Origin of the sequence: Nonomuraea sp. NPDC001831 (assembly GCF_042892035.1) — a bacterium.
Taxonomy (GTDB): domain Bacteria; phylum Actinomycetota; class Actinomycetes; order Streptosporangiales; family Streptosporangiaceae; genus Nonomuraea.
The window spans coordinates 504,233-525,924 of the sequence record NZ_JBIATU010000004.1 but is presented as its reverse complement, the minus strand read 5'-3'; the positions used below and the strand labels follow the sequence as shown (position 1 = coordinate 525,924).

22 protein-coding genes are annotated in these 21,692 nt (G+C 72.4%); 18 read left to right on the top strand and 4 right to left on the bottom strand.

Annotated features, from left to right (window positions below):
- The first annotated feature begins 137 nt into the window (after nucleotides 1-137).
- Nucleotides 138-1,223, top strand: coding sequence for a hypothetical protein (locus ACFYYW_RS17580; protein ID WP_387649919.1), 1,086 nt, complete (start codon nucleotides 138-140; stop codon nucleotides 1,221-1,223).
- On the opposite strand, the gene ACFYYW_RS17575 is transcribed toward ACFYYW_RS17580, so the two are convergent.
- Nucleotides 1,163-1,768 (bottom strand): TetR/AcrR family transcriptional regulator, encoded by a 606-nt coding sequence (locus tag ACFYYW_RS17575; protein ID WP_387649917.1) that lies wholly within the window; start codon nucleotides 1,766-1,768, stop codon nucleotides 1,163-1,165. The two genes, ACFYYW_RS17580 and ACFYYW_RS17575, sit on opposite strands and share 61 nt — an antisense overlap.
- 115 nt (nucleotides 1,769-1,883) lie before the next feature.
- On the opposite strand from ACFYYW_RS17575, the gene manA reads away from it, so the two are divergent.
- Both manA and ACFYYW_RS17565 read left to right on the top strand, forming a co-directional pair.
- Nucleotides 1,884-3,065: a mannose-6-phosphate isomerase, class I gene (gene manA, locus ACFYYW_RS17570; RefSeq protein WP_387649914.1), complete on the top strand. Its 1,182-nt coding sequence runs from the start codon at nucleotides 1,884-1,886 to the stop codon at nucleotides 3,063-3,065.
- A gap of 59 nt (nucleotides 3,066-3,124) precedes the next feature.
- On the top strand, nucleotides 3,125-3,739 hold the full coding sequence (locus ACFYYW_RS17565; protein WP_352328297.1) for a flavin reductase family protein: 615 nt from the start codon (nucleotides 3,125-3,127) through the stop codon (nucleotides 3,737-3,739).
- 13 nt (nucleotides 3,740-3,752) lie between these two features.
- Here ACFYYW_RS17565 and ACFYYW_RS17560 read toward each other — a convergent pair whose 3' ends face one another.
- Complete coding sequence (locus ACFYYW_RS17560; RefSeq protein ID WP_387649911.1) at nucleotides 3,753-4,433, bottom strand: hypothetical protein; 681 nt, start codon at nucleotides 4,431-4,433, stop codon at nucleotides 3,753-3,755.
- A 275-nt stretch (nucleotides 4,434-4,708) separates the two neighbouring features.
- Here ACFYYW_RS17560 and ACFYYW_RS17555 point away from each other — a divergent pair, with 275 nt between their 5' ends.
- The 4 genes from ACFYYW_RS17555 (at nucleotide 4,709) to ACFYYW_RS17540 (ending at nucleotide 7,955) form a co-directional block, all read left to right on the top strand.
- Complete coding sequence (locus tag ACFYYW_RS17555; RefSeq protein WP_352328299.1) at nucleotides 4,709-5,200, top strand: GNAT family N-acetyltransferase; 492 nt, start codon at nucleotides 4,709-4,711, stop codon at nucleotides 5,198-5,200.
- 172 nt (nucleotides 5,201-5,372) lie between these two features.
- Nucleotides 5,373-6,269 (top strand): alpha/beta hydrolase, encoded by an 897-nt coding sequence (locus ACFYYW_RS17550; protein WP_352328300.1) that lies wholly within the window; start codon nucleotides 5,373-5,375, stop codon nucleotides 6,267-6,269.
- Nucleotides 6,270-6,294: 25 nt separating this feature from the next.
- Entirely contained in the window at nucleotides 6,295-6,756 is a 462-nt protein-coding gene (locus tag ACFYYW_RS17545) for a nuclear transport factor 2 family protein (RefSeq protein WP_352328301.1), read from the top strand.
- Nucleotides 6,757-6,869: 113 nt separating this feature from the next.
- Nucleotides 6,870-7,955, top strand: coding sequence for a hypothetical protein (locus ACFYYW_RS17540; protein ID WP_387649907.1), 1,086 nt, complete (start codon nucleotides 6,870-6,872; stop codon nucleotides 7,953-7,955).
- A 52-nt stretch (nucleotides 7,956-8,007) separates the two neighbouring features.
- On the opposite strand, the gene ACFYYW_RS17535 is transcribed toward ACFYYW_RS17540, so the two are convergent.
- Together ACFYYW_RS17535 and ACFYYW_RS17530 are read right to left on the bottom strand one after the other, a co-directional pair.
- Entirely contained in the window at nucleotides 8,008-9,258 is a 1,251-nt protein-coding gene (locus tag ACFYYW_RS17535) for an MFS transporter (RefSeq protein ID WP_387649905.1), read from the bottom strand.
- Nucleotides 9,255-9,635, bottom strand: coding sequence for a MerR family transcriptional regulator (locus tag ACFYYW_RS17530; RefSeq protein WP_352330857.1), 381 nt, complete (start codon nucleotides 9,633-9,635; stop codon nucleotides 9,255-9,257). The genes ACFYYW_RS17535 and ACFYYW_RS17530 overlap by 4 nt, the downstream gene beginning before the upstream one ends.
- Before the next feature lie 284 nt (nucleotides 9,636-9,919).
- Here ACFYYW_RS17530 and ACFYYW_RS17525 point away from each other — a divergent pair, with 284 nt between their 5' ends.
- From ACFYYW_RS17525 to glgX, 11 genes are read left to right on the top strand one after another with little or no spacing between them, the layout of a single operon-like run.
- On the top strand, nucleotides 9,920-10,165 hold the full coding sequence (locus tag ACFYYW_RS17525; RefSeq protein WP_352330859.1) for a hypothetical protein: 246 nt from the start codon (nucleotides 9,920-9,922) through the stop codon (nucleotides 10,163-10,165).
- Nucleotides 10,162-10,470, top strand: a complete 309-nt coding sequence (locus ACFYYW_RS17520; RefSeq protein WP_387649901.1) for a Nif11-like leader peptide family natural product precursor — start codon at nucleotides 10,162-10,164, stop codon at nucleotides 10,468-10,470. The genes ACFYYW_RS17525 and ACFYYW_RS17520 overlap by 4 nt, the downstream gene beginning before the upstream one ends.
- Nucleotides 10,467-11,996, top strand: a complete 1,530-nt coding sequence (locus ACFYYW_RS17515; protein WP_387649898.1) for a GMC family oxidoreductase — start codon at nucleotides 10,467-10,469, stop codon at nucleotides 11,994-11,996. Before ACFYYW_RS17520 ends, ACFYYW_RS17515 begins: the two co-directional genes overlap by 4 nt.
- A gap of 6 nt (nucleotides 11,997-12,002) precedes the next feature.
- Nucleotides 12,003-13,610: a GMC family oxidoreductase N-terminal domain-containing protein gene (locus tag ACFYYW_RS17510; RefSeq protein WP_364420359.1), complete on the top strand. Its 1,608-nt coding sequence runs from the start codon at nucleotides 12,003-12,005 to the stop codon at nucleotides 13,608-13,610.
- Complete coding sequence (locus tag ACFYYW_RS17505) at nucleotides 13,607-14,308, top strand: EthD domain-containing protein (RefSeq protein WP_352327032.1); 702 nt, start codon at nucleotides 13,607-13,609, stop codon at nucleotides 14,306-14,308. The genes ACFYYW_RS17510 and ACFYYW_RS17505 overlap by 4 nt, the downstream gene beginning before the upstream one ends.
- Complete coding sequence (locus ACFYYW_RS17500; protein WP_358297542.1) at nucleotides 14,305-15,132, top strand: type 1 glutamine amidotransferase domain-containing protein; 828 nt, start codon at nucleotides 14,305-14,307, stop codon at nucleotides 15,130-15,132. Before ACFYYW_RS17505 ends, ACFYYW_RS17500 begins: the two co-directional genes overlap by 4 nt.
- A gap of 9 nt (nucleotides 15,133-15,141) precedes the next feature.
- On the top strand, nucleotides 15,142-16,782 hold the full coding sequence (locus ACFYYW_RS17495; RefSeq protein WP_387649893.1) for a thiamine pyrophosphate-binding protein: 1,641 nt from the start codon (nucleotides 15,142-15,144) through the stop codon (nucleotides 16,780-16,782).
- Complete coding sequence (locus tag ACFYYW_RS17490) at nucleotides 16,779-17,378, top strand: DJ-1/PfpI family protein (RefSeq protein WP_352327035.1); 600 nt, start codon at nucleotides 16,779-16,781, stop codon at nucleotides 17,376-17,378. The genes ACFYYW_RS17495 and ACFYYW_RS17490 overlap by 4 nt, the downstream gene beginning before the upstream one ends.
- A gap of 8 nt (nucleotides 17,379-17,386) precedes the next feature.
- A complete protein-coding gene (locus ACFYYW_RS17485; protein WP_352327036.1) occupies nucleotides 17,387-19,189 on the top strand; it encodes an AGE family epimerase/isomerase in 1,803 nt (600 codons plus the stop codon).
- Nucleotides 19,190-19,200: 11 nt separating this feature from the next.
- Nucleotides 19,201-19,560: an STAS domain-containing protein gene (locus ACFYYW_RS17480; RefSeq protein ID WP_352327037.1), complete on the top strand. Its 360-nt coding sequence runs from the start codon at nucleotides 19,201-19,203 to the stop codon at nucleotides 19,558-19,560.
- Nucleotides 19,557-21,689 carry a glycogen debranching protein GlgX gene (glgX, locus tag ACFYYW_RS17475; RefSeq protein WP_387649888.1) on the top strand — a complete coding sequence of 711 codons (2,133 nt, stop codon included), beginning with the start codon at nucleotides 19,557-19,559 and terminating at the stop codon, nucleotides 21,687-21,689. Before ACFYYW_RS17480 ends, glgX begins: the two co-directional genes overlap by 4 nt.
- The last annotated feature ends 3 nt before the right edge of the window (nucleotides 21,690-21,692 follow it).

Sequence of the window (21,692 nt, the reverse complement as noted above, 5' to 3'; positions counted from 1 at the left end):
TTCTCCCTCCGGACCTGCCGCACCTACCGTCCGGTCCTTACCCGTCCGCCCGCCGGTTCCGCCTCCGGTGGGCGGGCGGAAAATGTCTCGCGGGAGCAAGGACGGTTTGGGTAGGTTCGCCAGTGACCATGGAAGTCATGCGAAGCCGCGCGCCGGCAGGCGTCCCGCCGGACGGCCGTCCTGTCGAGATCGCCTGCGACGAGTCCGGCGCGGAGGGCGAGAAGCTCGTCGGCGGCAACACCGACGTGTTCGCCCACGCCGGCGTCTCCCTCGACGTCGCCGCCGCGGCCGACTGCGTACGCGAGCTGCGCCTCAGGGCGCCCTCACCGGTCACCGAGTACAAGGCCGGGCACGTGCTGCGCGAGAAGAACCGGGCCACCCTGGTCTGGCTGCTCGGCCCGTCGGGCCCCATCCTCGGCCGGGCCCGCGTGCACCTGACCGACAAGGCGTACTTCGCCGTGAGCAAGGTGACCGACCTGCTCGCCGGCCACCACTCCAGCCTCGGCCTCGACCAGGACGAACGCTCGGCCGCCCGGGCGGTCACCCTCTACCAGGAGGGCCGCCGCGCCTTCGGCCCCGCCCGCTGGACGGCCTTCCTCGACGCCTTCAACCACCTGCTGCGGGCCAGGAACGGCCGCGGCCCCGAGATCTCCGCCGATGCGGCCTTCGAGCTGGTCGCCGACCTGCGCACCACCCCGGGCCCGGCCGGCGAGATCATGGACGAGCTGTGGGCCGCCCGGCCGCTCGTGGACGCCTTCACCGCGCGCCTGCTCGACGACCCGCACGTCTTCCCCGCCCTCGACCCGCTGATCCCGGCCATCGCGCACGCGGTCGCCCACTGGGGCGCGGGCGGCCGGCCCGTCTCGGTGGTGCACGACCGGCAGACGACGCTGACCGAGGAGCGCGTCGAGCGGCTGCGGCAGCTGCTCGCCCGCCCGAACGGCCCCGTCGGCCCGCTGGTGCTGACCAGCCTGACGCTGGTGGCCTCGCATCTCGACCCCCGCGTCCAGGTGGCCGACATCGTCGCCGGAGTGGCACGCAAGATCGCCTCCGAGGAGCTCAACGGCCGCGGCGACCCCGAGCTGACCGGCCTGCTCCGTCCGTACGTGGACCTCGCGTCGGTCTGGCCGGACGAGCGCAGCCGGGCCGCGCTGATCGAGGGTCAGCCGAGCCAGGCGCGCGCCTCGGCGGCGGCCTCCGGGCCGAGCACCGGCTGGGAGTAGACCTCGATCAGCGTGCGCATCAGCAGGCGCTCGCCCTCCGGCGTGGACAGGTCGGCCCCCATGCCGCGGCAGACGTGCGGGTACAGGACCGTGACCGACAGCGCCATCGCGGCCATCACCGCCGCCCGCGCCCGCGGCGGCACGTCCGGCGGATCGGATCGTTCCTGGTCGGCGGCGGCCAGCCAGCGCTCGCCGAGCCGGGTCATCTCGTCGAACAGCGGCGCGGCCCAGCCCTCGGTCAGCGCCCGCGCCAGGTAGGCGCGGTAGGGGCCGAGCGCGGCGACCGGGTTGAAGCCGGCCGGCGGGCGGCCGGCGGCCTCGGCGTTGAGCCGGCGCACCGTCTTCATCAGGTGCTCGTCACACGCCTCGCGCAGCGCCTGCTTGGAGCCGAAGTGGTGGCGGACCAGGCCGAGCGAGACGCCCGCCGACTCGGCGATGTCGCGGATCGTGGCCCGCTCGAACCCGTGCTCGCCGATGTGCCGGATCGCCGCGTCGCGGATGCGGGCCCGCGCGGTGAGGTCCTCCGGGTCCTGGACGGTTGTCATCACACCACCGATTCGTACAGCGGACTGTTCACCGGACAAGCATCCTATACCGGCGTGCAGCCCCGCCTGGCCCCGGCCGCACGGGAAGGGCCGCCGGCGACTACGCTCCTGCCCTGTGCCGACGTTCGAACTGCCCCTGCGCCTGGACACCACGATCCGGCCCTACGACTGGGGTTCCGTCACCGCCATGCCCGAGCTGTTCGGCACCGAGCCGACCGGCCGCCCGCAGGCCGAGCTCTGGATGGGCGCCCATCCCGCCGACCCGTCGATCGCCGGCGGCGTGCCCCTCGACCGGCTCATCGCGGGCGACCCCGTCGCCGCCCTCGGCGCCCCGGTGGTCGCCAGGTTCGGGCCCGCGCTGCCGTACCTGCTGAAGGTGCTCGCGGTCGCCCGGCCGCTGTCGCTCCAGGTCCACCCGACGATCGCGCAGGCCGAGGCCGGGTTCGCCGCCGAGGAGGCGCGCGGCGTGCCGATCGGCGACCCGGCCCGCACCTACAAGGACCGCTCGCACAAGCCCGAGATGGTCTGCGCGGTCACGCCCTTCCACGGGCTGTGCGGCTTCCGCTCCCCCGTGGTCACCGCCGGGCTGCTCGGCCGGCTCGGCGTGCCGGGCCTGCAGCCCTGGATCGACGCGCTCGCCGTCCGGCCCGCCGGGCAGGCCCTGCGCGCGGTCTTCGCGCAGATGCTGGACGACGCCTCCGCGCCGCTGCGCGCCCAGGTCGAGGACGCCCTCGCCGGCAGCTCCGACCCGGACCTGGCCCCGTACGCCGACATCGCCGCGGCCTGCCCCGGCGACCCGGGAGTGGTGGCCGCGCTGCTGCTCAACCACGTCGACCTGCGGCCCGGCCAGTCCCTCTACCTCGGCGCCGGCGTGCCGCACGCCTACCTGGGCGGCGTCGGCGTGGAGATCATGGCCAGCTCCGACAACGTCCTGCGCTGCGGGCTGACCAGCAAGCACGTCGACGCGCCCGAGCTGATGCGGGTGGTCGACTTCACCCCCGCCGAGCCGCACCTGGTCGAGCCCGAGCGTCCGGCCGACGGGGAGCGTCGCTACGTCCCGCCCGCCCCGGAGTTCGCCCTCACGCGCTACGACCTCGGCGAGGCCGCCTCCTTCGAGCTGCCCGGCGGACTGCCCCGGATCGTGTTGTGCCTGGAAGGCGAGGCTCGCCTCGGTCCGGATCGGGGCGAGCTGACGCTGCGGCCGGGCGAGTCGGCGTTCGTGCCGGCCGTCGCGGGCGCCGGCCTGTCCGGCAAGGGTGTGGCGTACGTGGCCCAGCCAGGCGCCTTTACGATGTAGATCAGCACGACGGGGACATTTCGGCCGGCGGTTGAACGTCGTCTTCCTAGGCTCCTGCCATGAACACGGCAACCCTCGGCCACGTCGCCATCGAACCCAGCATCCTCTACTTCGGCACCCCGGTCGTGCTGCTGAGCACGGAGAACCCCGACGGCTCGGCCAACCTGGCCCCGATGTCGTCGGCCTGGGCGCTCGGCCGGACCGTCGTGCTCGGCCTCGGCGCCGACGGGCAGACCGCGCGCAACCTGGCCGACCGGCCCGAACTGGTCGTCAACCTGCCGGCCCCGCACCTGTGGCCGCAGGTGGAACGGCTCGCGCCGCTCACCGGCCGCGACCCGGTGCCCGACACCAAGGCGGCCGGCTGCCGCTTCGAGCCGGACAAGTTCGGCGCGGCGGGCCTGCGCCCCGAGCCGTCGGAGACCGTACGGCCGCCGCGCGTGGCCGAGTGCCCCCTGCAGCTGGAGGCGGCCGCCGCGCGGATCCTGCCGAACGAGTCCGAGGACTTCGTCATCGTCGAGGCCGTCGTGCGCAGGGTGCACGCCGACCCGCGGATCGTGGTCCCCGGCACCCAGCACGTGGACCCGTCGGCGTGGAGCCCGCTGCTGTACAACTTCCGCCACTACTTCGGCCTCGGCCCGGAGCTCGGCCACTCCTACCGGTCGCAGACGGCCTGAGCGCCGTGGCGGGTCAGCCGGCCCGCGAGGCGCACCCGGCGTACGAACCGGCCGGTGAGGAGACGGACTCCGCCGACGCCAGCGCCGACGGCTCCTCCAGTCCGCGCGGCGGCGGCGTGGGACGGTCGGCCGCCACGGTCAGCACGAGCGGCCCGAACCGGCGCCACCACCCGTGCGCCACCCCGCGCCCGCCCGCGCGCACGGTCAGCCCGCTCCACCCGTCGCGGGGCCGGCCGCAGCCCAGCGACACCTCCAGCGCCCGGTGCTCGGCGCGGCGCAGCACCTGCGCGGCGCTCTCCTTGGCCGACCACAGCAGGCTGCCCAGCAGCGGGTCGTCGCCGGCTATCCGCTGCTCCTGGCGGGTGAACCGGTCGGCGACGAACCCCGGTCCGCGCGGCTCGACCAGTTGCAGGTCGCAGCCGACGGCCCCCGGCTCCAGGCCGAGCAGGCACACCGCCCACCCGGCGCGGCTGGTGATCGAGATGCCCACCGGCAGCGGGCGGCCGTCCCGCCACGCCTGCGCCGCGCCGTCGGGGCGGCGCCGCACGTCGGGGTCGCCGGCGGGGCCGGGGCAGACCAGGTGCAGCGCCTGACTGACGGTCCAGCGGGCGAGCGGGTGCTCGGCGGGCCGCCCGTCGCCCGTCCGGTCCTCCCCCGCCGGGAGTTGCCCCTCCCCGCGAGCCAGCCACCTCATCGAGCCTCCATTCCGCGCTCCCGCGCTATGGATGACCTCCGGCCGCGGCACGGCGGCCGGGATCGCGTGATCGACCGACCCGGCCGCCACGCCCGGACGGCCGTCTCGCGCAGCTTGTCCGCCCGCACCTCCTCGAACGCCTCGAACGCCTCGTGCGGCGGCGGACGCGCCGAGCGCCGCCCCGCGTGCGTGCATACCCGTACGTGCCCGCGCTCCGCCGCCGGACACCCGCGGGACCTCTCGACTAGTGTGATCTTGTGACCGGAATTTTCACAGTGTTCCCAGCCTCGCCGGGCGACGGTGAGACGCTGGGAGAGATCCACGCCGAATCCTGGAAGGCCGCCTACGCCGGCTTCTTCTCCCCCGACTTCTTCGACCGGGCCGTGCGCCACCGGCGCGGCAAATGGCACGACGTGCTCGCCGAGACCCCGGCGGGCCTGGTGCTGGCCGCGCTCGACGGGCGCCGGCTGGCCTTCTCCTCCTTCGGGCCCTCGCCGTCCCGGGCGGGCGCGGCGGAGATCCTCGGCTTCTACGGCCACCCCGACGGCTGGGGCACGGGCGTGGCCGCCGCCCTGATGACCGACACCCTGCGCCGCATCCGCGACGAGGGCTTCACCCGGGTGCACCTGTGGACGCCGCGCGACATGCCGCAGGCCCGCCGGTTCTGCGCCAAGAGCGGCTTCACCGAGTCCGGCGCCGCCCGCACCCACGACTACGGCGACGGCAACCCCGTCGAGCAGGTCGAGTACGAGCTGTCCTTCCCCTGACCGCAGCGCCCTTCCCACGCGTGCCGACTTGACAGAGTTCCCCGGCGTATTTCGCGGTGAATACCCCGGCGCGGGCTCTCTCGTTGACCGTCTCCACGGCCCATGGCAACCATTCTTGAGTATGGCCAAGCGGGCACGAGAAACGGTCGAGTGATCGCGTGAGAGGAATGGCATGAGCGCGAATGCTTTGTACGCCGGTCGAGACTGGAAACTCGACCACGACAAGCGAGTCAAGGTCAGCAACGCGGAACTTCGTTACACCGTCGTGGGGCGCGGCGAGCCCGTCCTGTGCATCCACTGCACCTCCATTTCGGACGGTCTCATCACGCCGCTCCTGAAGTACAACCCGGAGCTGCTGGACAAGTACCAGTTCATCAGCTATTACCGCGCCGGTTACAACGGCAGCACGCTGGAGAAGGACAGCCTCAGCATCGAGGAGGGCGCCGAGCACGCCAAGCAGCTCCTCGACCACCTCGGCATCGACAAGGCGCACGTCATGTCGTACTCCTTCGGCGGGGTGATCGGCTTCCAGTTCATGCTCTCCTACCCCGAGCGCACGCACTCGGCGGTGCTGCTGGAGCCGTACCTGCCGCGTGAGGGCGCCGAGGCCGAGAAGGCCAACAACGACGCCGTGATGACGGCCATCGAGCTGGTGCAGAAGGGCGACAAGCTCACCGCCGCCTGCGACTTCATGGCCGCCGTCTGCGGCCCGAGCTACCTCGGCTCCGTGGACATGACCTGCCCCCTCGACGTGTGGGAGCGGGTCGAGGAGTGCGCGGACGTCACGTTCAAGGTCGACTTCCCGGCGCTGGGCGGCTGGGGCTTCCGCATGTCCAAGGCCGACCAGCTCGTGCCGGAGAAGCCGCGGATGCCGGTGCTGGCCGTGATGGGCCTGGACAGCGAGGCGGCCATGCCCGGCTTCCGCGAGGCCCAGCACTTCCTCATGAACTGGCTGCCCCAGGCCGAGCGCTGCGGCATCGTCGGCGCCACCCACGGCCTGCAGATCATGAACCCGAGAGCGGTCGGCGAAGGCGTCTCGGCCTTCCTCGCCAAGCACCCGATGCAGTAGCACCCGATGCAGTGAGAGGAGAGCGATGTCGGATCTGACGGCTGAGCGACTGGCGGCGGCACACCAGGCGCTGCGGTCCGGCGACCGCGAGCGCGCGCTGGAGTACTGGCACCCCGACGTGCGGTTCCAGTCCCCCGGCAACCACCCGTACGCCGGATGGCACGACGGCCTGGACGCCTTCATGGGCTTCATCAAGACCTGGCAGCGGCTGGCCGGCGGCACCCTGCGCATGGAGCAGATCGCCTGCCTGGTCAACCCGGTGGACGGCTACACCATCGACGTCAACCGGTGCACCGCCGTGCGCAAGCGCACCGGCTCGGACGGCACCTCCTTCTACGAGCACCTGCAGATGGAGGGGGTGGACCTGATGCGGTGGGAGAACGGCCGCATCGTGGAGGGCCGCGGCGGCATCTTCGGCGACGGGACCGCCAACTTCAGCTCGTTCTTCGGCCCGATCGGCCCCGACGGGCGCAGATCCGACGACTGAGCGGGCGATCCCCGGCGGGCCGGTCGGTACCGGCCCGCTTTCTCGTGCCCGCGGCCCGTCCCGGCCTTCCTTCGTGCCCCTTTTTCCGCAGGAACGCGCCCACAGGAGAAGACATGACCCGTTTGCGTGGCGTCCTCCGCGCCTCCGCCGCCGCCCTGGCCGTCACCGCCGCGCTGGCGGCGGCGACGCCGGCCCAGGCGCTCCTGGCCCCGTCCTTCCGGGCCGTGGACCCGCCCGGCGACCCCACCACCCTCTGGAGCGTCGACGTGCTGGACGCCGCCCACGCCTACGCCGTCGGCTGGCGCGGCTACGACGGCTCGCCGGACACCTCCGTGCTGCGCTGGGACGGCTCGTCCTGGAGCAGGCTGCCGCTCACCGCCGGGTACGACGTGCCGAGCCCGTGCTGCGTCGCGGCCGTCGCGCCGGACCAGGTGTACGTGACCGGCAGCAGAAGCATCGCCGACGTCTCCTGGCCGCGCTCGGCGTTCTGGAACGGCTCAACCTGGTCGGAGATCCCGCCCCCGCCCGGCTGGACGCCCCCGGTGCCCGGCGACGAGTGGACCGGCCCGCTCGCCGCCACCAAGGACGGCTCGCTCTGGTCGATCAGGTACAAGAGCAGCGGCGGCACCGACATCCTGCGCCTGCGCCAGGGCTCCTGGACGGTCTACCCGCGCACCGAGAACCTGGGCCTGCTGCGCGCCGTGGACGGCGGCGACCAGATCGTCTTCGCCGCCGAGAACGGCGTCGTCCTGTGGGACGGCACGGCCCTGCGCTCGCTGGGCAGGCCCGGCGTCAACCCGCGGGGCGTGTACGTCGAGGGCCCCGGCAGGATCTGGGTCAGCGGCTACCAGCCCCGTCCCAACCGGCCCGCGACCCCGGCGATCGCCCGCTACGACGGCGCCCGCTGGACCGTCTCGGCGCTGCCCGGCGCCCCGGGCAACGGCTCGGCCAGCATCAGCGGCGACGGCGAGGGCCACCTGGTCATCCCGACCGGCGGCGGCACCACCTCGCCCGCCTACCTGTACTTCGACGGCGCCTCGTGGACCCGGGTCAGCGGCCCGGCCCGCCCGTCGGCCGGGTACGCGGGCGCGTACGCGCTGGACCGCGTGCCCGGCACGTCCACGATCCTGTCGGTGGGCGGCGCCAACGTGACCAACCTGACCGGATTCGCGATCAGTGACGTGATCAGCCCCCGCTGAGCCGGGCGGCGCGGACCCCGTGAGCGGGGAGGGGCGGCAGGCCCCTCCCCGCTCACGCGCGCCCGCCGCCCGCGCGGCCCTGGCGGATCGCCGTGACGAGCGTGCCGGCCAGCAGCAGCGCCGAGGTGACCGTCAGGACCACGCCCAGCCGGTGCAGCCCCTCGTCGGTGGCGCGCTCGCCGTAGGTCACGCTGATGAGCAGCGCCGAGCAGATGGCCCCGGCGTACTGCGAGGTGCGCAGCAGGCCGGCGGCCATGCCGATCTGGCCGGGCGGCGCCTGGGCGTACATGGCGGCCTGGTTGCCCACGATGTTGAGCCCGTTCTGCACCCCGAAGACCATGCTGAGCAGGCACAACGACAGGATGGACGCGCCGCCGTCGAGCGCCGGCAGCCAGGCGCAGCCGGCCAGCAGGGCCGCGGCGCCGGCCGGCAACATCCAGCGCGCCCTGCCTGAGGCGCCGTCGGCCCGCGCGGCCAGCCCCGAGACCACCGCGCCCACGGCCGAGGTGGGCATCAGCAGCAGCCCGGCGATCGCCGCCGTCAGCCCTCTGCCCTGCTCCAGCCACTGGGTCCAGCCGTACAGGAAGCCGTAGGTGGCCATGAAGGTCACCGCGTTGCGCAGGTAGGTGACCAGCAGCGGCCGGTTGCCGGCCAGGTCGCGCAGGCTGCCGCCGCCGTCCGCGCCGGCTCGCTCGTACGGCTCGTCGCGCGGCAGCCACAGCAGCGCCGAGACCACCCCGGCCACCGCCATCGGCAGGTTGACCAGGAAGATCCAGCGCCAGCCGCCGAGCGCGTCGAGCAGCCCGCCGAGCGGCGGCCCGAGCACCATGCTGACCTGCCCGGCCATGGCCAGCGCGCCCATCACCGAGGCGGGCGCGGCGCCGCCGGACCGCTGCGACCTGCGGCGGACCATGCTCATGGCGGCCGGGTAGGCGGCCGAGGTGCCGAGGCCGATCACCACGCGGGCGGCCACGAGCAGGCCGAGGGTCGGCGCCCAGTAGCCGAGCAGCCCGCCGGCCGCGACCGTGACGAGCCCGGCCAGGTAGACGCGGCGCGGGCCGAGCCGGTCGGCCAGCCGGCCCAGCACCGGCTGGCCGATCGCGGTGGCCAGGTACAGGGCCGACACCAGCCAGGAGGTGGCGTCGGCGCCCACGCCGAAGTGGTGGGCGATGGGCACGAGCGCGATGGCGATGATCGAGGAGTTGATCGGGTTGAGCAGCGAGCCGACCGAGACCGCCGTGACGAAGCGGGGGCCGAAGGCGGCCTGGCCTGGCTCGCTGTCCGGCCGCGGCGGCGCGGTCACAGCTGGTACTTCTCCTCTAGCTTCTCGTAGATGTCGATCTTGTAGTCGATGGCGGCCAGGTCGTCCTTGAGCTGGTCGATGCGCTTGGCCACCTCCTCGCGGTGGGTGAGCAGGATCTGCTTGCGCTCGGCGGTCGTGCTCTCGCCGGCGCGCACCAGCTCGGCGTAGCGACGGACGTCGGCGATGGACATCCCGGTGCCGCGCAGCCTGGTCAGGAAGCGGATCCAGGCCAGATCACGCTCGGTGTAGCGGCGGTGCCCGTTCCCGCCGCGCGGCGGCGTCTCCCGCATCAGGCCGGCTTTCTCGTAATAGCGCAGCGCGTGGGCGCTGAGGCCGGTCTCGGCTGCGACTTCCGCGATCGTCAGGCTCTGACTCATACCGATCATTGTCGCCCTTCGAGCGCGATCCAAGTCAAGTGGATTCGCCGGAATTCCGGTGAATGCGGGTTCGGACTTGACGGAATGGGACCGGCTACCTCCATACCGCCCGGTCACCGCCGGACGGCGCGTTGACGCGTTTTCCGGCGGCTGAACATGATTCTTCCGTAGCGCCGGACGAAATGGTGGTGCCAATGGCGAAGAGCGAATTCGTGAGATTCCTCGGCGATCTCCGGGAGAATCCGCAAAGACGCGCTGAGTATAGCGCGAGAAATCTCAGTCAATTGTTGTTCCACGCCTCCGACGAGGGCTTCCGGTTCACCGCCGAGGAGCTGGTGTCGGTGGTCGGTGCCCTGGAGATCGAGGTCATCGTCGCCAAGGACGGCGAGTCCGTCGACGGCGGCAGCACGCTCTGGCGGCACATGTGGGGCAGGCGTTACCTGGACTACCTGCTCGATCACGTGGTGGCCAGGTTCGGGGCGGAGGAGCTGCGCGGGTTCGCGGCCGACGAGAGGCGGCCGGTGGCATGAGCGGGACGAACCTGATCGCGTTCCTGCGCCTGGCGGGCTCGCGCGCCGACGTGCTGGAGTCGCTGAAGGACAAGAGCAAGGCGGAGGTCATCGCCGCCGCGGCCGAGCACGGGCTGCCGTTCTCCGAGGCCGACTTCAACGGCGTCGTGTGGGAGCTGGAGGAGCGTCTGGCCGACCTGCGCGGCGACGCCTTCGACGCCACCTTCCCGCTCTGGCGGACGATGTGGGGACAGCACTACCTGGAGTTCCTGGTCGGCGACCTGCTGCCCGCGCTGGAGCGGGCCCGGCTGCTGGAGCCGTCGTGAGCGCCTACGACTACATCGTGGTGGGCGCGGGCAGCGCCGGGTGCGTCCTGGCCAGGCGGCTGCTGGACGCGCTGGGCTGCCGGGTGCTGCTGCTGGAGGCCGGCGGCCCGGACGACGCCGAGTGCGTGCACCGGACGGACGTGCCGTCGATGACGTCGATGTGGGGCTCGCCGGAGTTCGTGTGGGGCTACGCCAGCACCCCGCAGCCGGAGCTGGGCGGCCGGGTCGTGCCCATCCCGCAGGGCCGCGTGACCGGCGGCGGCAGCTCGGTCAACGCCATGATGTACGTGCGGGGCAACCGCCGCGACTTCGACGGCTGGGCCGCGCTGGGCAACGACGGCTGGTCCTACGACGAGGTGCTGCCCTACTTCAGGCGCTCGGAGGACTACCCGGGCGGCTCGCCGGAGTACCGGGGCGGCGGCGGCCCGCTGAAGGTCGTGGACTACGGCTCGCCGTCGGACGCCTCGCGCGCCTTCGTGCAGGCGGCGATCGCCCGCGGCCGCGCCGACGGCACGGGCGACTACAACGGCCCCCGGCAGGAGGGCCTGGCCTTCTTCTACCAGTCCACCCGGGACAAGGACGGCCGCCGCTCCAGCACGTCGGAGGCGTTCCTGGCGCCGGTGCTCGGCGAGCCCGGCCTCACGCTGGAGACCGGCGCCGTCGTCACCCGCCTCACCGTCGAGGGCGGCCGGGCCACGGGCGTGGAGTACGTCAGGGACGGGCGCGCGCACCGGGCCACGGCCGCGCAGGAGGTCGTCGTGGCCTGCGGCGCGCTGGGCTCGCCGGCGCTGCTGCTGCGCTCGGGCCTCGGCCCGGCCGCGCACCTGCGCGAGCACGGCGTCGAGGTGGTCGCCGACCTGCCGGGCGTGGGCCGCAACCTGCAGGACCACGTGCTGTTCGGCATCGGCTACGAGAGCCTGCGCGAGCTGCCCTTCCCCGAGCTGCTGGCCGAGGCGGGGCTGTTCACCAACGTCCTGGGCGGCGACGGGCCGGACCTGCAGTTCTTCTTCGGTCCGGTGCAGTTCATCGACGACCGGTACAAGACGGACGGCCCGGGGTTCACCTTCGCGCCGATCCTGCTGCAGCCGGAGAGCAGGGGCGAGGTGCGGCTGCGTCCCGGCGACCCGCTGCGTCCGATCATCGACCCGCGCTACCTGGCGGCCGCCGCCGATCTGCGGCTGCTGACCGAGGCCGTCGTGCTGGCCAGGGAGCTGGTCTCGGACGCGGCCTTCGACTCCCTGCGCGGGCGGGAGCTGGCCCCCGGCCCCGGCGTGACGAGCCAGGCCGCCCTGGCCGAGTACGTGCGGGCCAGCGCCTCGACCGTGTGGCACCCGGCCGGCACCTGCCGGATGGGCCGCGACGACGAGGCGGTCGTCACGCCCGACCTGCGGGTGCGCGGCGTGGACGGGCTGCGCGTGGCCGACGCCTCGGTCATGCCGGTCATCACCCGGGGCAACACCAACGCGGCCACGATCATGATCGCCGAGAAGGCCGCCGACCTGGTCGCCGCATCGGCGCGGAGGTGAGCTGAGATGACACAGAGCTTCGACTTCGTCGTCGTCGGCGGCGGCACGGCCGGATCGGTCATCGCCGCCCGGCTGAGCGAGCTGCCCGGGGCCAGCGTGCTGGTCCTGGAGGCGGGCGACACGAAGGTCACGGACGCGGTCGAGGACCCGAGCCGGTGGAACGAGGTGCTGCTGACCGAGCTGGACTGGGCCTACATGAGCGAGCCGCAGCCGGGGCTCGGCGGGCGCCAGGTCTACTCGGCGGCGGGCCGCGGCCTGGGCGGGACCTCGAACGTCTACCACATGATCCACACGCGCGGCCGTCCTGCGGACTTCGACGCCTGGGCCTACGACGGCTGCCCCGGCTGGTCCTACGCCGACGTCCTGCCCTACTTCCAGCGCCTGGAGGGGCAGCGGGACGCGACCAACCCCACGGCGGGCCACGACGGCCCCATCAAGATCGTCAACGCCCGGGACATGGGCAACCCGGTCTCCCAGACGTTCGTGGACGCCTGCGTGGAGCTGGGTTACCCGCAGGTCGAGGACTTCAACGCCGACAGCTTCGGCGTCAGCTGGCACCACGTCGACATCGACGTCGACAAGGGCACCCGCTGCGGGGTGCGCGCCTCGTACCTGGAGCCGGCGCTGGAGCGGCTGAGCGTCGAGGTGGGCGCGTTGGCCACCCGGCTGCTGTTCGAGGGCGAGCGTTGCGTGGGCGTGGAGTACCTCAAGGACGGCGAGCTGCGGACCGTCAGGGCCGCGCACGAGGTGATCGTCAGCGCGGGCGCGATCCAGTCGCCCAAGCTGCTGCAGCTGTCCGGCATCGGCGAGGCCGGCGCGCTGGCCGCGCTCGGCATCCCGGTGGTCGCCGACCTGCCCGGCGTGGGCGCCAACTTCCACGACCACCCGCTGGTCATCGGCCCGATCGGGTACATGGAGGAGGCCGCGCCCGACCCGCGCGGCCAGGTCACCGAGGTCGGCCTGTTCTGGGGGTCGGAGCCGGGGCTGCCGGTGCCCGACATGGAGATCTGCCTGGTGCACCGGGCGCCGTTCGGCGACCAGTTCTTCGCCAACGTCATCAAGCGGGTGGAGACCGGGCAGCCGCTCACGCCGGTGCGCGAGCTGGTCGACCCGAAGATCGTGCTCACCCTGCCGGGGCTGGTCCGCCCGCTGTCACGGGGCAGCGTCCGGCTGGCCGGCACCGACCCGACGGCCTACCCGCGGGTCAGCGCGAACTACTTCGCCGAACGCTCGGACCTGGAGCGCACGGTGACGATGGTGCAGATCGCCCGCGACATCTACGCCAGCTCCGCCTTCCGGCGCGACTGGGGGCTGACCGAGGTCGCGCCCGGCCCGGACGTGCGCACCCGGGAGCAGCTCAGCGCCTGGGTGGTGGAGAACGTCGGCTCGTACTACCACTTCGCCGGCTCCTGCAAGATGGGCTCCGACAGCCTCGCCGTGGTGGACACCCGGCTGCGGGTGCGCGGCGTCGAGGGGCTGCGCGTCGCCGACGCCTCGATCATGCCGACGATCGTCTCGGCCAACCCCCACACCACCACCGTGATGATCGGCGAGCGCGCGGCCGAGTTCGTCGCGGCGGACTTCCTCCCGGCCCGACAGGAGGCCACGCGATGATCCACCAGTTCATCTTCGGCGCCCCCAAGCCCGGCTTCACCGCCCAGCAGTTCCAGGACTACTGGGTCGACGTGCACGCGGTGAAGTACGCGAGCAAGATCAAGCAGATCAGGCAGTACCTGGTCGACACCCGCATCCCGTTCGACGGCGACGTGGGCCGGCCGCCGCTGCCGCACCAGGGCATCGCCGAGATCTGGCTGGCCAGCGCCGAGGAGCAGCTCGCCTCGCTGCAGAGCGAGGAGTTCCTCCAGGGCGCCCGGCTGGACGAGCCCAACTGGGCGGCGTTCTGGTCGACGATCGTGGTGGACACCGTCGCCCACGAGCTGGTGCCCGGCCCCAAGCCGCGGCCGGACAGCTGGGTGAAGGTCACCACGCTGATCAAGCGGCGGCCCGGCATGCCGCTGGACACCTACCGCAAGCAGTCCCTGGAGTCCTACGCCGCAGCGGTGGCCGGGCTGCCGGGCCTGCGCAGGCACCTGCACTGCCACACCGTGGACGGCGCGTACACCTTCGGCGAGGCCGGCTTCGACGCCGTGGACCAGCTCTGGTTCGACGACGTGGACGCGCTGCGCGCCGCGCTGGCCTCGGCCCACCACGCCCGCCGGGTCAAGCCGGAGCTGGAGGCGATCGCCGACCCGGCCCACGTGTTCTCCATGACCTGCAAGGAAAACTGGATCATCCCCGGGGAGTCGGCATGACCAAGCGCGTTCTCGTGATCCTCTCGGAGTTCGGCTACTGGGGGGAGGAGCTCGTCGGCCCGTTGTCGGCCTTCGACGAGCGCGGCTACGACGTCGTGTTCGCCACGCCGACCGGCAAGCAGCCGCACGCCCTGCCGCCCAGCATGGACCCCGACTACGTCGACCCGCCGCTCGGCCGCTCGGTCACCACGCCCGAGGTGGCCAAGCTGACCCGCGACCTGGACGAGTCCGGCCGCCTGGCCAACCCGCTCAACCTGTCGGCCTGGGCGCCCGAGCGCCCCTACACCAGCAGCCCCGACTACCTGCGCCGGCTGGAGTCCTACCACCGGGCGGTGGCCAAGCTGGAGGCCGAGCTGGTGCCCTACGACGCGGTGCTGATCGTGGGCGGCAGCGGGCCGATCGTGGACCTGGCCAACAACGAGCGGGTGCACGAGATCGTGCTCGCGTTCGTGCGGGCGGGCAAGCCGGTGGCCGCCGAGTGCTACGGCGTGGCCTGCCTGGCCTTCGCCCGCGACTGGGAGGACCGCAAGAGCATCATCTGGGGCAAGCACGTCACCGGCCACTGCAAGGAGTACGACTACAAGGACGGCACCGGGTTCCTCGGCGTGCCCGACTTCAACATGGGGCCGCCGCCGTACCCGCTGGAGTACATCCTGCGGGACGCCACCGGGCCGCAGGGCCGCTACATCGGCAACTTCGGCAGGGAGACCTCGGTCATCGTGGACTTCCCGTTCGTCACCGGACGCTCCACGCCCGACTCGTTCCTGACCGGGCAGAAGATCGTCGAAGTGCTCGAGGGCGGCCTGCGCCGCTTCGGCTGGTGATGGCGGGCCATGGCCAGGGACGGCAACACCGCGATCATCGAGCAGTTCCTCAGCGACGGCATCACGTACATGTTCGGCAACCCGGGGACGGTCGAGCAGGGCTTCCTGGACGCGCTGGAGGGCTTCGAGGACTTCCACTACATCCTCACCCTGCAGGAGACGGTGGCGGCCGGCATCGCCGACGGCTACGCCCGCGCCACGGGCGGCCCGGCGCTGCTGCAGCTCCACAGCGGTGTGGGGCTGGGCAACGCGATCGGCATGCTGTACCAGGCCAAGCGGGGGCACTCCCCCCTGGTGGTCGTCGCCGGTGAGGCCGGGGTCGGCTACGACGCGATGGACGCCCAGATGGCCGCCGATCTCGTGGCCATGGCCCGGCCCGTCACCAAGCACGCCATGCGCGTGATCGACCCGGGCTCGGTGCTGCGGGTGCTGCGCCGGGCGGTCAAGCTGGCGATGACGCCGCCGCGCGGCCCGGTGTTCGTGGCGCTCCCGCTCGACGTGCTCGACCAGCCCAACCACGAGCCGGTCCAGCCGTCGGTGGTGCCGCACTCGGCCGCGCTGCCCGCCCCCGAGCTGGTCCGCCGGGCCGCCGGGCTGCTGTCCGGCGCCCGGTCCCCGATCATCCTGGCCGGCGACGGCGTGTCGGTCTCCGGCGCGCAGGCGGAGCTGACCCGGGTGGCCGAGCAGCTCGGCGCGGACGTGTGGGGCGTGGAGTTCTCCGAGGCGAACATGGACGGCCGGCACCCGCTCTTCCGCGGCCAGCTCGGCCACATGTTCGGCCAGGTCAGCGCGGACGCGGTCAAGGACGCCGACGCGGTGCTGGTGGTGGGCACGTACCTGTTCCCCGAGGTGTTCCCGTCGCTGAGCAGCCCGTTCGGCAAGGACGCGCGGATCGTGCACATCGACCTGGACTCGTACGAGATCGCCAAGAACCACCCGGTCACGCTGGGCCTGGTGGCCGACCCCCGGCTCACGCTGGCGGCGCTGTCGGCGGAGCTGGAGGGCACGCTGAGCAAGGCCGACCAGCGGGCGGCGGCGGCCCGGCTGGCCCGGCGGACGGCGGCGCCGCGCCCGGCGCCGGCCGAGGACTCGATACTCAACGCGTTCATGCGCGAGCTGGCGGCGCGGGCCCCCGAGGACGTGATCGTCTTCGACGAGGGGCTGACCGCCTCCGGCGTGATCGGCTCCTACTTCCCGCCGCGCGGGCCGGGCAGCTGGTTCCTGACCCGCGGCGGCTCGCTCGGCGTGGGCATCCCTGGGGCGATCGGCGCCAAGCTCGCCCGTCCGGACCGCACGGTGATCGGCTTCACCGGCGACGGCGGCAGCATGTACACCTTCCAGGCGCTGGCCACCGCCGTCCGGTACGACATCGCCGCCAAGTTCGTGATCTGCAACAACCACAGCTACCGGCTGCTGGACAACAACATCGAGGAGTACTGGCGCGGCCGGGGCATCCCCGGTCACCGTTTTCCTCGCTCGTTCGACCTCTCCTATCCCGACCTCCAGTTCACCGACCTGGCCAGGGGCTGCGGCGTGGACGGGCTGCGGGTGGAGAAGGCCGACCAGATCGAGGAGGCCGTCGAGCGGCTGCTCGGCCACGACGGCCCCTTCCTCATCGACCTCGTCACCGAACCGGGGAGGCCATTGTGAGCGGCATCGAGCCACGGGCCGGCGCGGCGCTGAACGGCCGCAAGATCGCTGTCCTGATGGAGAGCGACTACGTCGAGCCGGAGATCTTCTACTACGAGCGGCGCTTCGCCGAGGCCGGCGCCGAGGTGCACTTCATGACCCGCCTGTGGGGGCAGCAGTCGATCACCTTCACCGGCCACGAGTGGCGGGTGCCGTTCACCGTGGACCGCGGGTTCGAGGGCATCAGCGACCGTGAGCTGCGCTCCTACGCCGCGGTGATCGTGCCCTCGGGGATCGTCTCGGACCGGCTGCGCTACACCGACGACGTCAACCGGCTGGCGCCGGCCACCGCGTTCGTGCGGCGGGCGCTGGAGGAGCCGTCGATCATCACGGGCGTGATCTGCCACGGCCTGTGGCTGATGGCCGCCGCCCCCGAGACGATGCGCGGGCGCAAGGTCGTCGCGCACAACAACCTCGTGGGCGACGTGCGCAACATGGGCGCCGAGTACGTGGACCAGGACGTGGTCATCGACGGCAACCTCATCACCGGGCGCAGCGTGTACCACTGCCATCTGTTCGCCCACACCATCATCGGCCAGCTCGCCGAGACGCTGTAGGAGCAACGATGAACTTCACCTTCATGGACACCGTGGCCGGGCGGGTCGAACGGTTCGACGCCGGCTCCGGCTCCTTCCGGCTGGCGACCATCGACGGCCGTACGGTCGAGGTGCGCCTGGACGGCGAGGTCTCGGCCGAGCTGCTGCGCAACCTGGGCGAGCCGTACGTGGACGCGGGCGACCACGTGCGCGACATGCTGACGCCGGGCCGCCACCTGTTCGTCTACGGGATCTTCTACCCCGAGGGCGGGGAGCCGGTCTTCTCGGCCAAGCGGCTGATCTTCCTGGGCCGCGGCTCCGGCGAGTACCGGTTCGAGCAGCCCGACTGGTGGATCAACCAGCTCGACGAGATCGCCGCGTTCTACCGCCGCGCCCAGTTCGGGCAGGGGCCGGTCGACTTCCGCGACTACCGGACGATCCTGCGCCTGGGCGGCGACAAGACCGCCAGCCACGTGCAGGAGACCGACACGATCTCGCGCCTGGTGTACGGCATGGCCTCGGCGTACCTGCTGACCGGCGACGACGCCTACCTGGAGGTCGCCGAGCGCGGCACCCGCTACCTGCGCGAGCACATGCGCTTCGTGGACCCCGAGAACGACGTCGTGTACTGGTACCACGGCATCAAGGTGGACGGCGAGCACGAGAAGAAGCTGTTCACCTCGGAGTTCGGCGACGACTACGACGCCATCCCGATGTACGAGCAGATCTACGCCCTGGCCGGCCCGACGCAGACCTACCGGGTCACCGGCGACAAGCGCATCGCCTCCGACGTCGACGCCACGCTGCGGCTGTTCGAGAAGTTCTTCCGCGACCACCGGCGCGGCGGCTACTACTCGCACGTCGACCCGATCCTGCTCAGCCCGCACCACGACTCGCTCGGGCCGAACCAGTCGCGCAAGAACTGGAACTCCATCGGCGACCACGCCCCGGCCTATCTGATCAACTACTACCTGGCCACCGGCGACGAGCGCCACCTGGAGATGCTGGAGCGCACCTTCGACACGATCGTCGAGCACTTCCCCGAGCCGTCGAGCCCGTTCGTCAACGAGCGCTTCCACGACGACTGGAGCCACGACCTGACGCACGGCTGGCAGCAGGACCGCGCGGTCGTCGGGCACAACCTGAAGATCGCCTGGAACCTCATGCGCATGCACGGCGCCCGCCCCAAGGACGCCTACCGGGACCTGGCCGAGCACCTGGCCCGCACCATGCCGGCGGTCGGCAGCGACCAGCAGCGCGGCGGCTGGTACGACGTCGTCGAGCGGCATCGGGCCGAGGGCCAGCGGTGGCACCGCTTCGCCTGGCACGACCGCAAGGCGTGGTGGCAGCAGGAGCAGGCGATCCTGGCGTACCTGATCGTCGCCGGCGAGCTGGGCGGCGAGGACCACCTGGAGCAGGCGCGCCAGGCGGCGGGCTTCTACAACGCCTTCTTCCTGGACCACGACGAGGGCGCGGTCTACTTCAACGTGCTGGCCAACGGCCTGCCGTACCTGCTCGGGACCGAGCGGTTCAAGGGCAGCCACTCGATGAGCATGTACCACTCCTCCGAGCTGTGCTATCTGGCGACCGTCTACACGCGGCTGCTGGTCACGCGGCAGCCGCTCACCCTGCACTTCAAGCCGGGCCCGGACGCCGAGCGCATCCTGCGCGTCGCGCCCGACCTGCTGCCGGCCGGGCGGGTGCTGCTCACCGAGGCCGAGGTGGACGGCAAGCCGTACGAGGTGCTGGACCCGGTGGCGATGACCGTGGAGCTGCCGGTCTCGGCCGAGGCGCTGCGCGTCAAGGTGACGCTGACCCCGGTGCAGGAGTGAGCGTGCCGGCCATGGAGATCACGACGGACACCGTCGGCCCGGTCACCGTGATCGGGCTCACCGGCCAGCTCGACAGCAGGTCGGCCCCGGCCGCGCAGGAGCGCATCCTGTCGCTGCTGCCGGACAGCCGCCCGGTGCTGCTCGACCTGACCGGCGTCAGCTACCTGTCCAGCGCGGGCCTGCGCACGATGCTGCTGGTCTACCGGCGGGCGCGGACCATGGACAGCTTCATCGCCCTGGTGGGCCTGTCGGCCGAGCTGCGCGGGGTGATGGCGGCGACCGGGTTCCTGCGCTTCTTCGTCGTCGCCGACTGCGTGGCGGACGCGCTGGAGATCGTCCGGGTCGCCGAGCCGAGGGAGGAGGCCACATGAGTGTGGAGACGCAGGGGGTGCCGGGCCGGATCGACTCCTTCCCGACGGCCGAGCTGGCCGGGTTCGGGGTGCGGGCGGGCCATCCGATGCCGTTCGGCGCCACGCTGGTGCCCGGCGGGGTGAACTTCTCGGTCTACTCCAGCGGCGCGAGCGCGGTCTCGCTGGTGCTGTTCCGGCGCGGCGAGCGGGAGCCGTTCGCCGAGCTGCCCTTCCCCGGCGAGTACCGGATCGGCGGCGTGTGGGCCATGACCGTGTTCGGCCTGGACCACGAGGGCGTCGAGTACGGCTACCGCGTCACCGGCCCGGAGACGCCGGCCCCCGGCGACCGGTTCGACCCGGCCAAAATCCTGGCCGACCCGTACGCCAGGGTCATGTCGGGCCGGGACGTGTGGGGCGCCGAGGTGGACTGGGACGACCCCTACCCCTACCGGTCGGTGCTGGTCTCCGACGACTTCGACTGGGAGGAGGACCGGCCGCTGCGCGTCGCGCCGGAGGACCTGGTCGTCTACGAGCTGCACGTGCGCGGCTTCACGGCGGACCCGTCCTCGGGGGTGTCGGCGCCGGGCACGTACGCGGGGCTGATCGAGAAGATCCCCTACCTGAAGGCGCTCGGCGTCAACTGCGTGGAGCTGATGCCGGTCTTCGAGTTCGACGAGTTCGACATGAGCCGCGTCAACCCGGTCACCGGTGAGCGCCTGTACAACTACTGGGGCTACTCGACGCTCGGCTTCTTCGCGCCCAAGGCCGGCTACGCGGCCACCGGCCGGTACGGCATGCAGTCCGACGAGTTCAAGAACCTGGTCAAGGAGCTGCACCGGGCCGGGATCGCGGTGGTGCTGGACGTGGTCTTCAACCACACGGCCGAGGGCAACGAGAACGGCCCGACCATCCACTTCCGCGGCCTGGACAACGGCACGTACTACATGCTCACGCCGGAGGGTTACTACTACAACTTCAGCGGCACCGGGAACACCTTCAACTGCAACCACCCGGTGGTGCGCGACTACGTGCTCGACTGCCTGCGCTACTGGGCCGGCGAGTACCACATCGACGGCTTCCGCTTCGACCTGGCCGCGATCCTGGACCGCGGCCAGGACGGCGCGCCGCTGGCGAACCCGCCGCTGATCGAGACGCTGGCCCACGACCCGCTGCTGCGCGACTGCCTGCTGATCGCCGAGGCGTGGGACGCCGGCGGCCTGTACCAGGTGGGCTCCTTCCCCGGCTACCAGCGCTGGTCGGAGTGGAACGGCCGCTACCGCGACGCGCTGCGCCGTTTCCTGAAGGCCGATCCCGGCTCGGCCGGGGAGCTGGCCACCCGGCTGGTCGGCTCGCCCGACCTGTACGCCTCCCGCGGCACGCTCGCCTCGGTCAACTTCGTCACCTGCCACGACGGCTTCACGCTGGCGGACCTGTTCGCCTACAACGGCAAGCACAACGAGGCCAACGGCGAGGACAACCGCGACGGCAACGACGACAACCAGAGCTGGAACTGCGGCGCCGAGGGCCCCACCCAGGACGCCGAGGTGCTGGCGCTGCGCGGGCGGCAGGCCAGGAACGCGCTGCTGTTGCTGCTGCTCAGCCAGGGCATCCCGATGATCCTGGCCGGCGACGAGGTCGGCCGCACCCAGCAGGGCAACAACAACGCCTACTGCCACGACGGCCCGCTGTCGTGGTTCGACTGGGGCCTGACCGAGCGCAACGGCGACCTGCTGCGGTTCGTGCGCGAGTGCGTCGCCTTCCGCGCCGCCCACCCGATGGTGCGCGACCGCCGCCACCCGTGCGGCGACGAGGGCGCCGGCGGGCTGCCGCAGGTGTCCTGGCACGGCGAGCGGGCCGGCGAGCCGGACTGGTCGCCGGACAGCACGCTGGTGGCGATGCTGCGCAGCGGCCCGGCGGCCGGCGGCGGCGCGGAGCACCTGTACCTGGCCGCCAACACCCACTGGCAGGCGCGGGAGCTGGAGCTGCCCGCCCTGCCGGACGGCGCGGTGTGGCACCTGTTCGCCGACACCGCGGCCGCCGCCCCCGGCGACGTCCACTCACCGGGCCAGGAGCCGCCGCTGGCCGACCAGCGGCGGATCGTCGTCGGCCCGCGGGCCGCGGTCGCGCTGGTCGGCCGCGCCCATCCGTGAAAT

Bases quoted from the DNA above. Each gene is read 5' to 3' on its own strand.
- ACFYYW_RS17580 (WP_387649919.1), top strand. From the start codon at position 138: ATGCGAAGCCGCGCGCCGGCAGGCGTCCCGCCGGACGGCCGTCCTGTC.
- ACFYYW_RS17575 (WP_387649917.1), bottom strand. From the start codon at position 1,768: ATGACAACCGTCCAGGACCCGGAGGACCTCACCGCGCGGGCCCGCATC.
- ACFYYW_RS17565 (WP_352328297.1), top strand. From the start codon at position 3,125: ATGAACACGGCAACCCTCGGCCACGTCGCCATCGAACCCAGCATCCTC.
- ACFYYW_RS17560 (WP_387649911.1), bottom strand. From the start codon at position 4,433: ATGAGGTGGCTGGCTCGCGGGGAGGGGCAACTCCCGGCGGGGGAGGAC.
- ACFYYW_RS17550 (WP_352328300.1), top strand. From the start codon at position 5,373: ATGAGCGCGAATGCTTTGTACGCCGGTCGAGACTGGAAACTCGACCAC.
- ACFYYW_RS17545 (WP_352328301.1), top strand. From the start codon at position 6,295: ATGTCGGATCTGACGGCTGAGCGACTGGCGGCGGCACACCAGGCGCTG.
- ACFYYW_RS17540 (WP_387649907.1), top strand. From the start codon at position 6,870: ATGACCCGTTTGCGTGGCGTCCTCCGCGCCTCCGCCGCCGCCCTGGCC.
- ACFYYW_RS17530 (WP_352330857.1), bottom strand. From the start codon at position 9,635: ATGAGTCAGAGCCTGACGATCGCGGAAGTCGCAGCCGAGACCGGCCTC.
- ACFYYW_RS17520 (WP_387649901.1), top strand. From the start codon at position 10,162: ATGAGCGGGACGAACCTGATCGCGTTCCTGCGCCTGGCGGGCTCGCGC.
- ACFYYW_RS17510 (WP_364420359.1), top strand. From the start codon at position 12,003: ATGACACAGAGCTTCGACTTCGTCGTCGTCGGCGGCGGCACGGCCGGA.
- ACFYYW_RS17505 (WP_352327032.1), top strand. From the start codon at position 13,607: ATGATCCACCAGTTCATCTTCGGCGCCCCCAAGCCCGGCTTCACCGCC.
- ACFYYW_RS17500 (WP_358297542.1), top strand. From the start codon at position 14,305: ATGACCAAGCGCGTTCTCGTGATCCTCTCGGAGTTCGGCTACTGGGGG.
- ACFYYW_RS17495 (WP_387649893.1), top strand. From the start codon at position 15,142: ATGGCCAGGGACGGCAACACCGCGATCATCGAGCAGTTCCTCAGCGAC.
- ACFYYW_RS17485 (WP_352327036.1), top strand. From the start codon at position 17,387: ATGAACTTCACCTTCATGGACACCGTGGCCGGGCGGGTCGAACGGTTC.
- ACFYYW_RS17480 (WP_352327037.1), top strand. From the start codon at position 19,201: ATGGAGATCACGACGGACACCGTCGGCCCGGTCACCGTGATCGGGCTC.
- glgX (WP_387649888.1), top strand. From the start codon at position 19,557: ATGAGTGTGGAGACGCAGGGGGTGCCGGGCCGGATCGACTCCTTCCCG.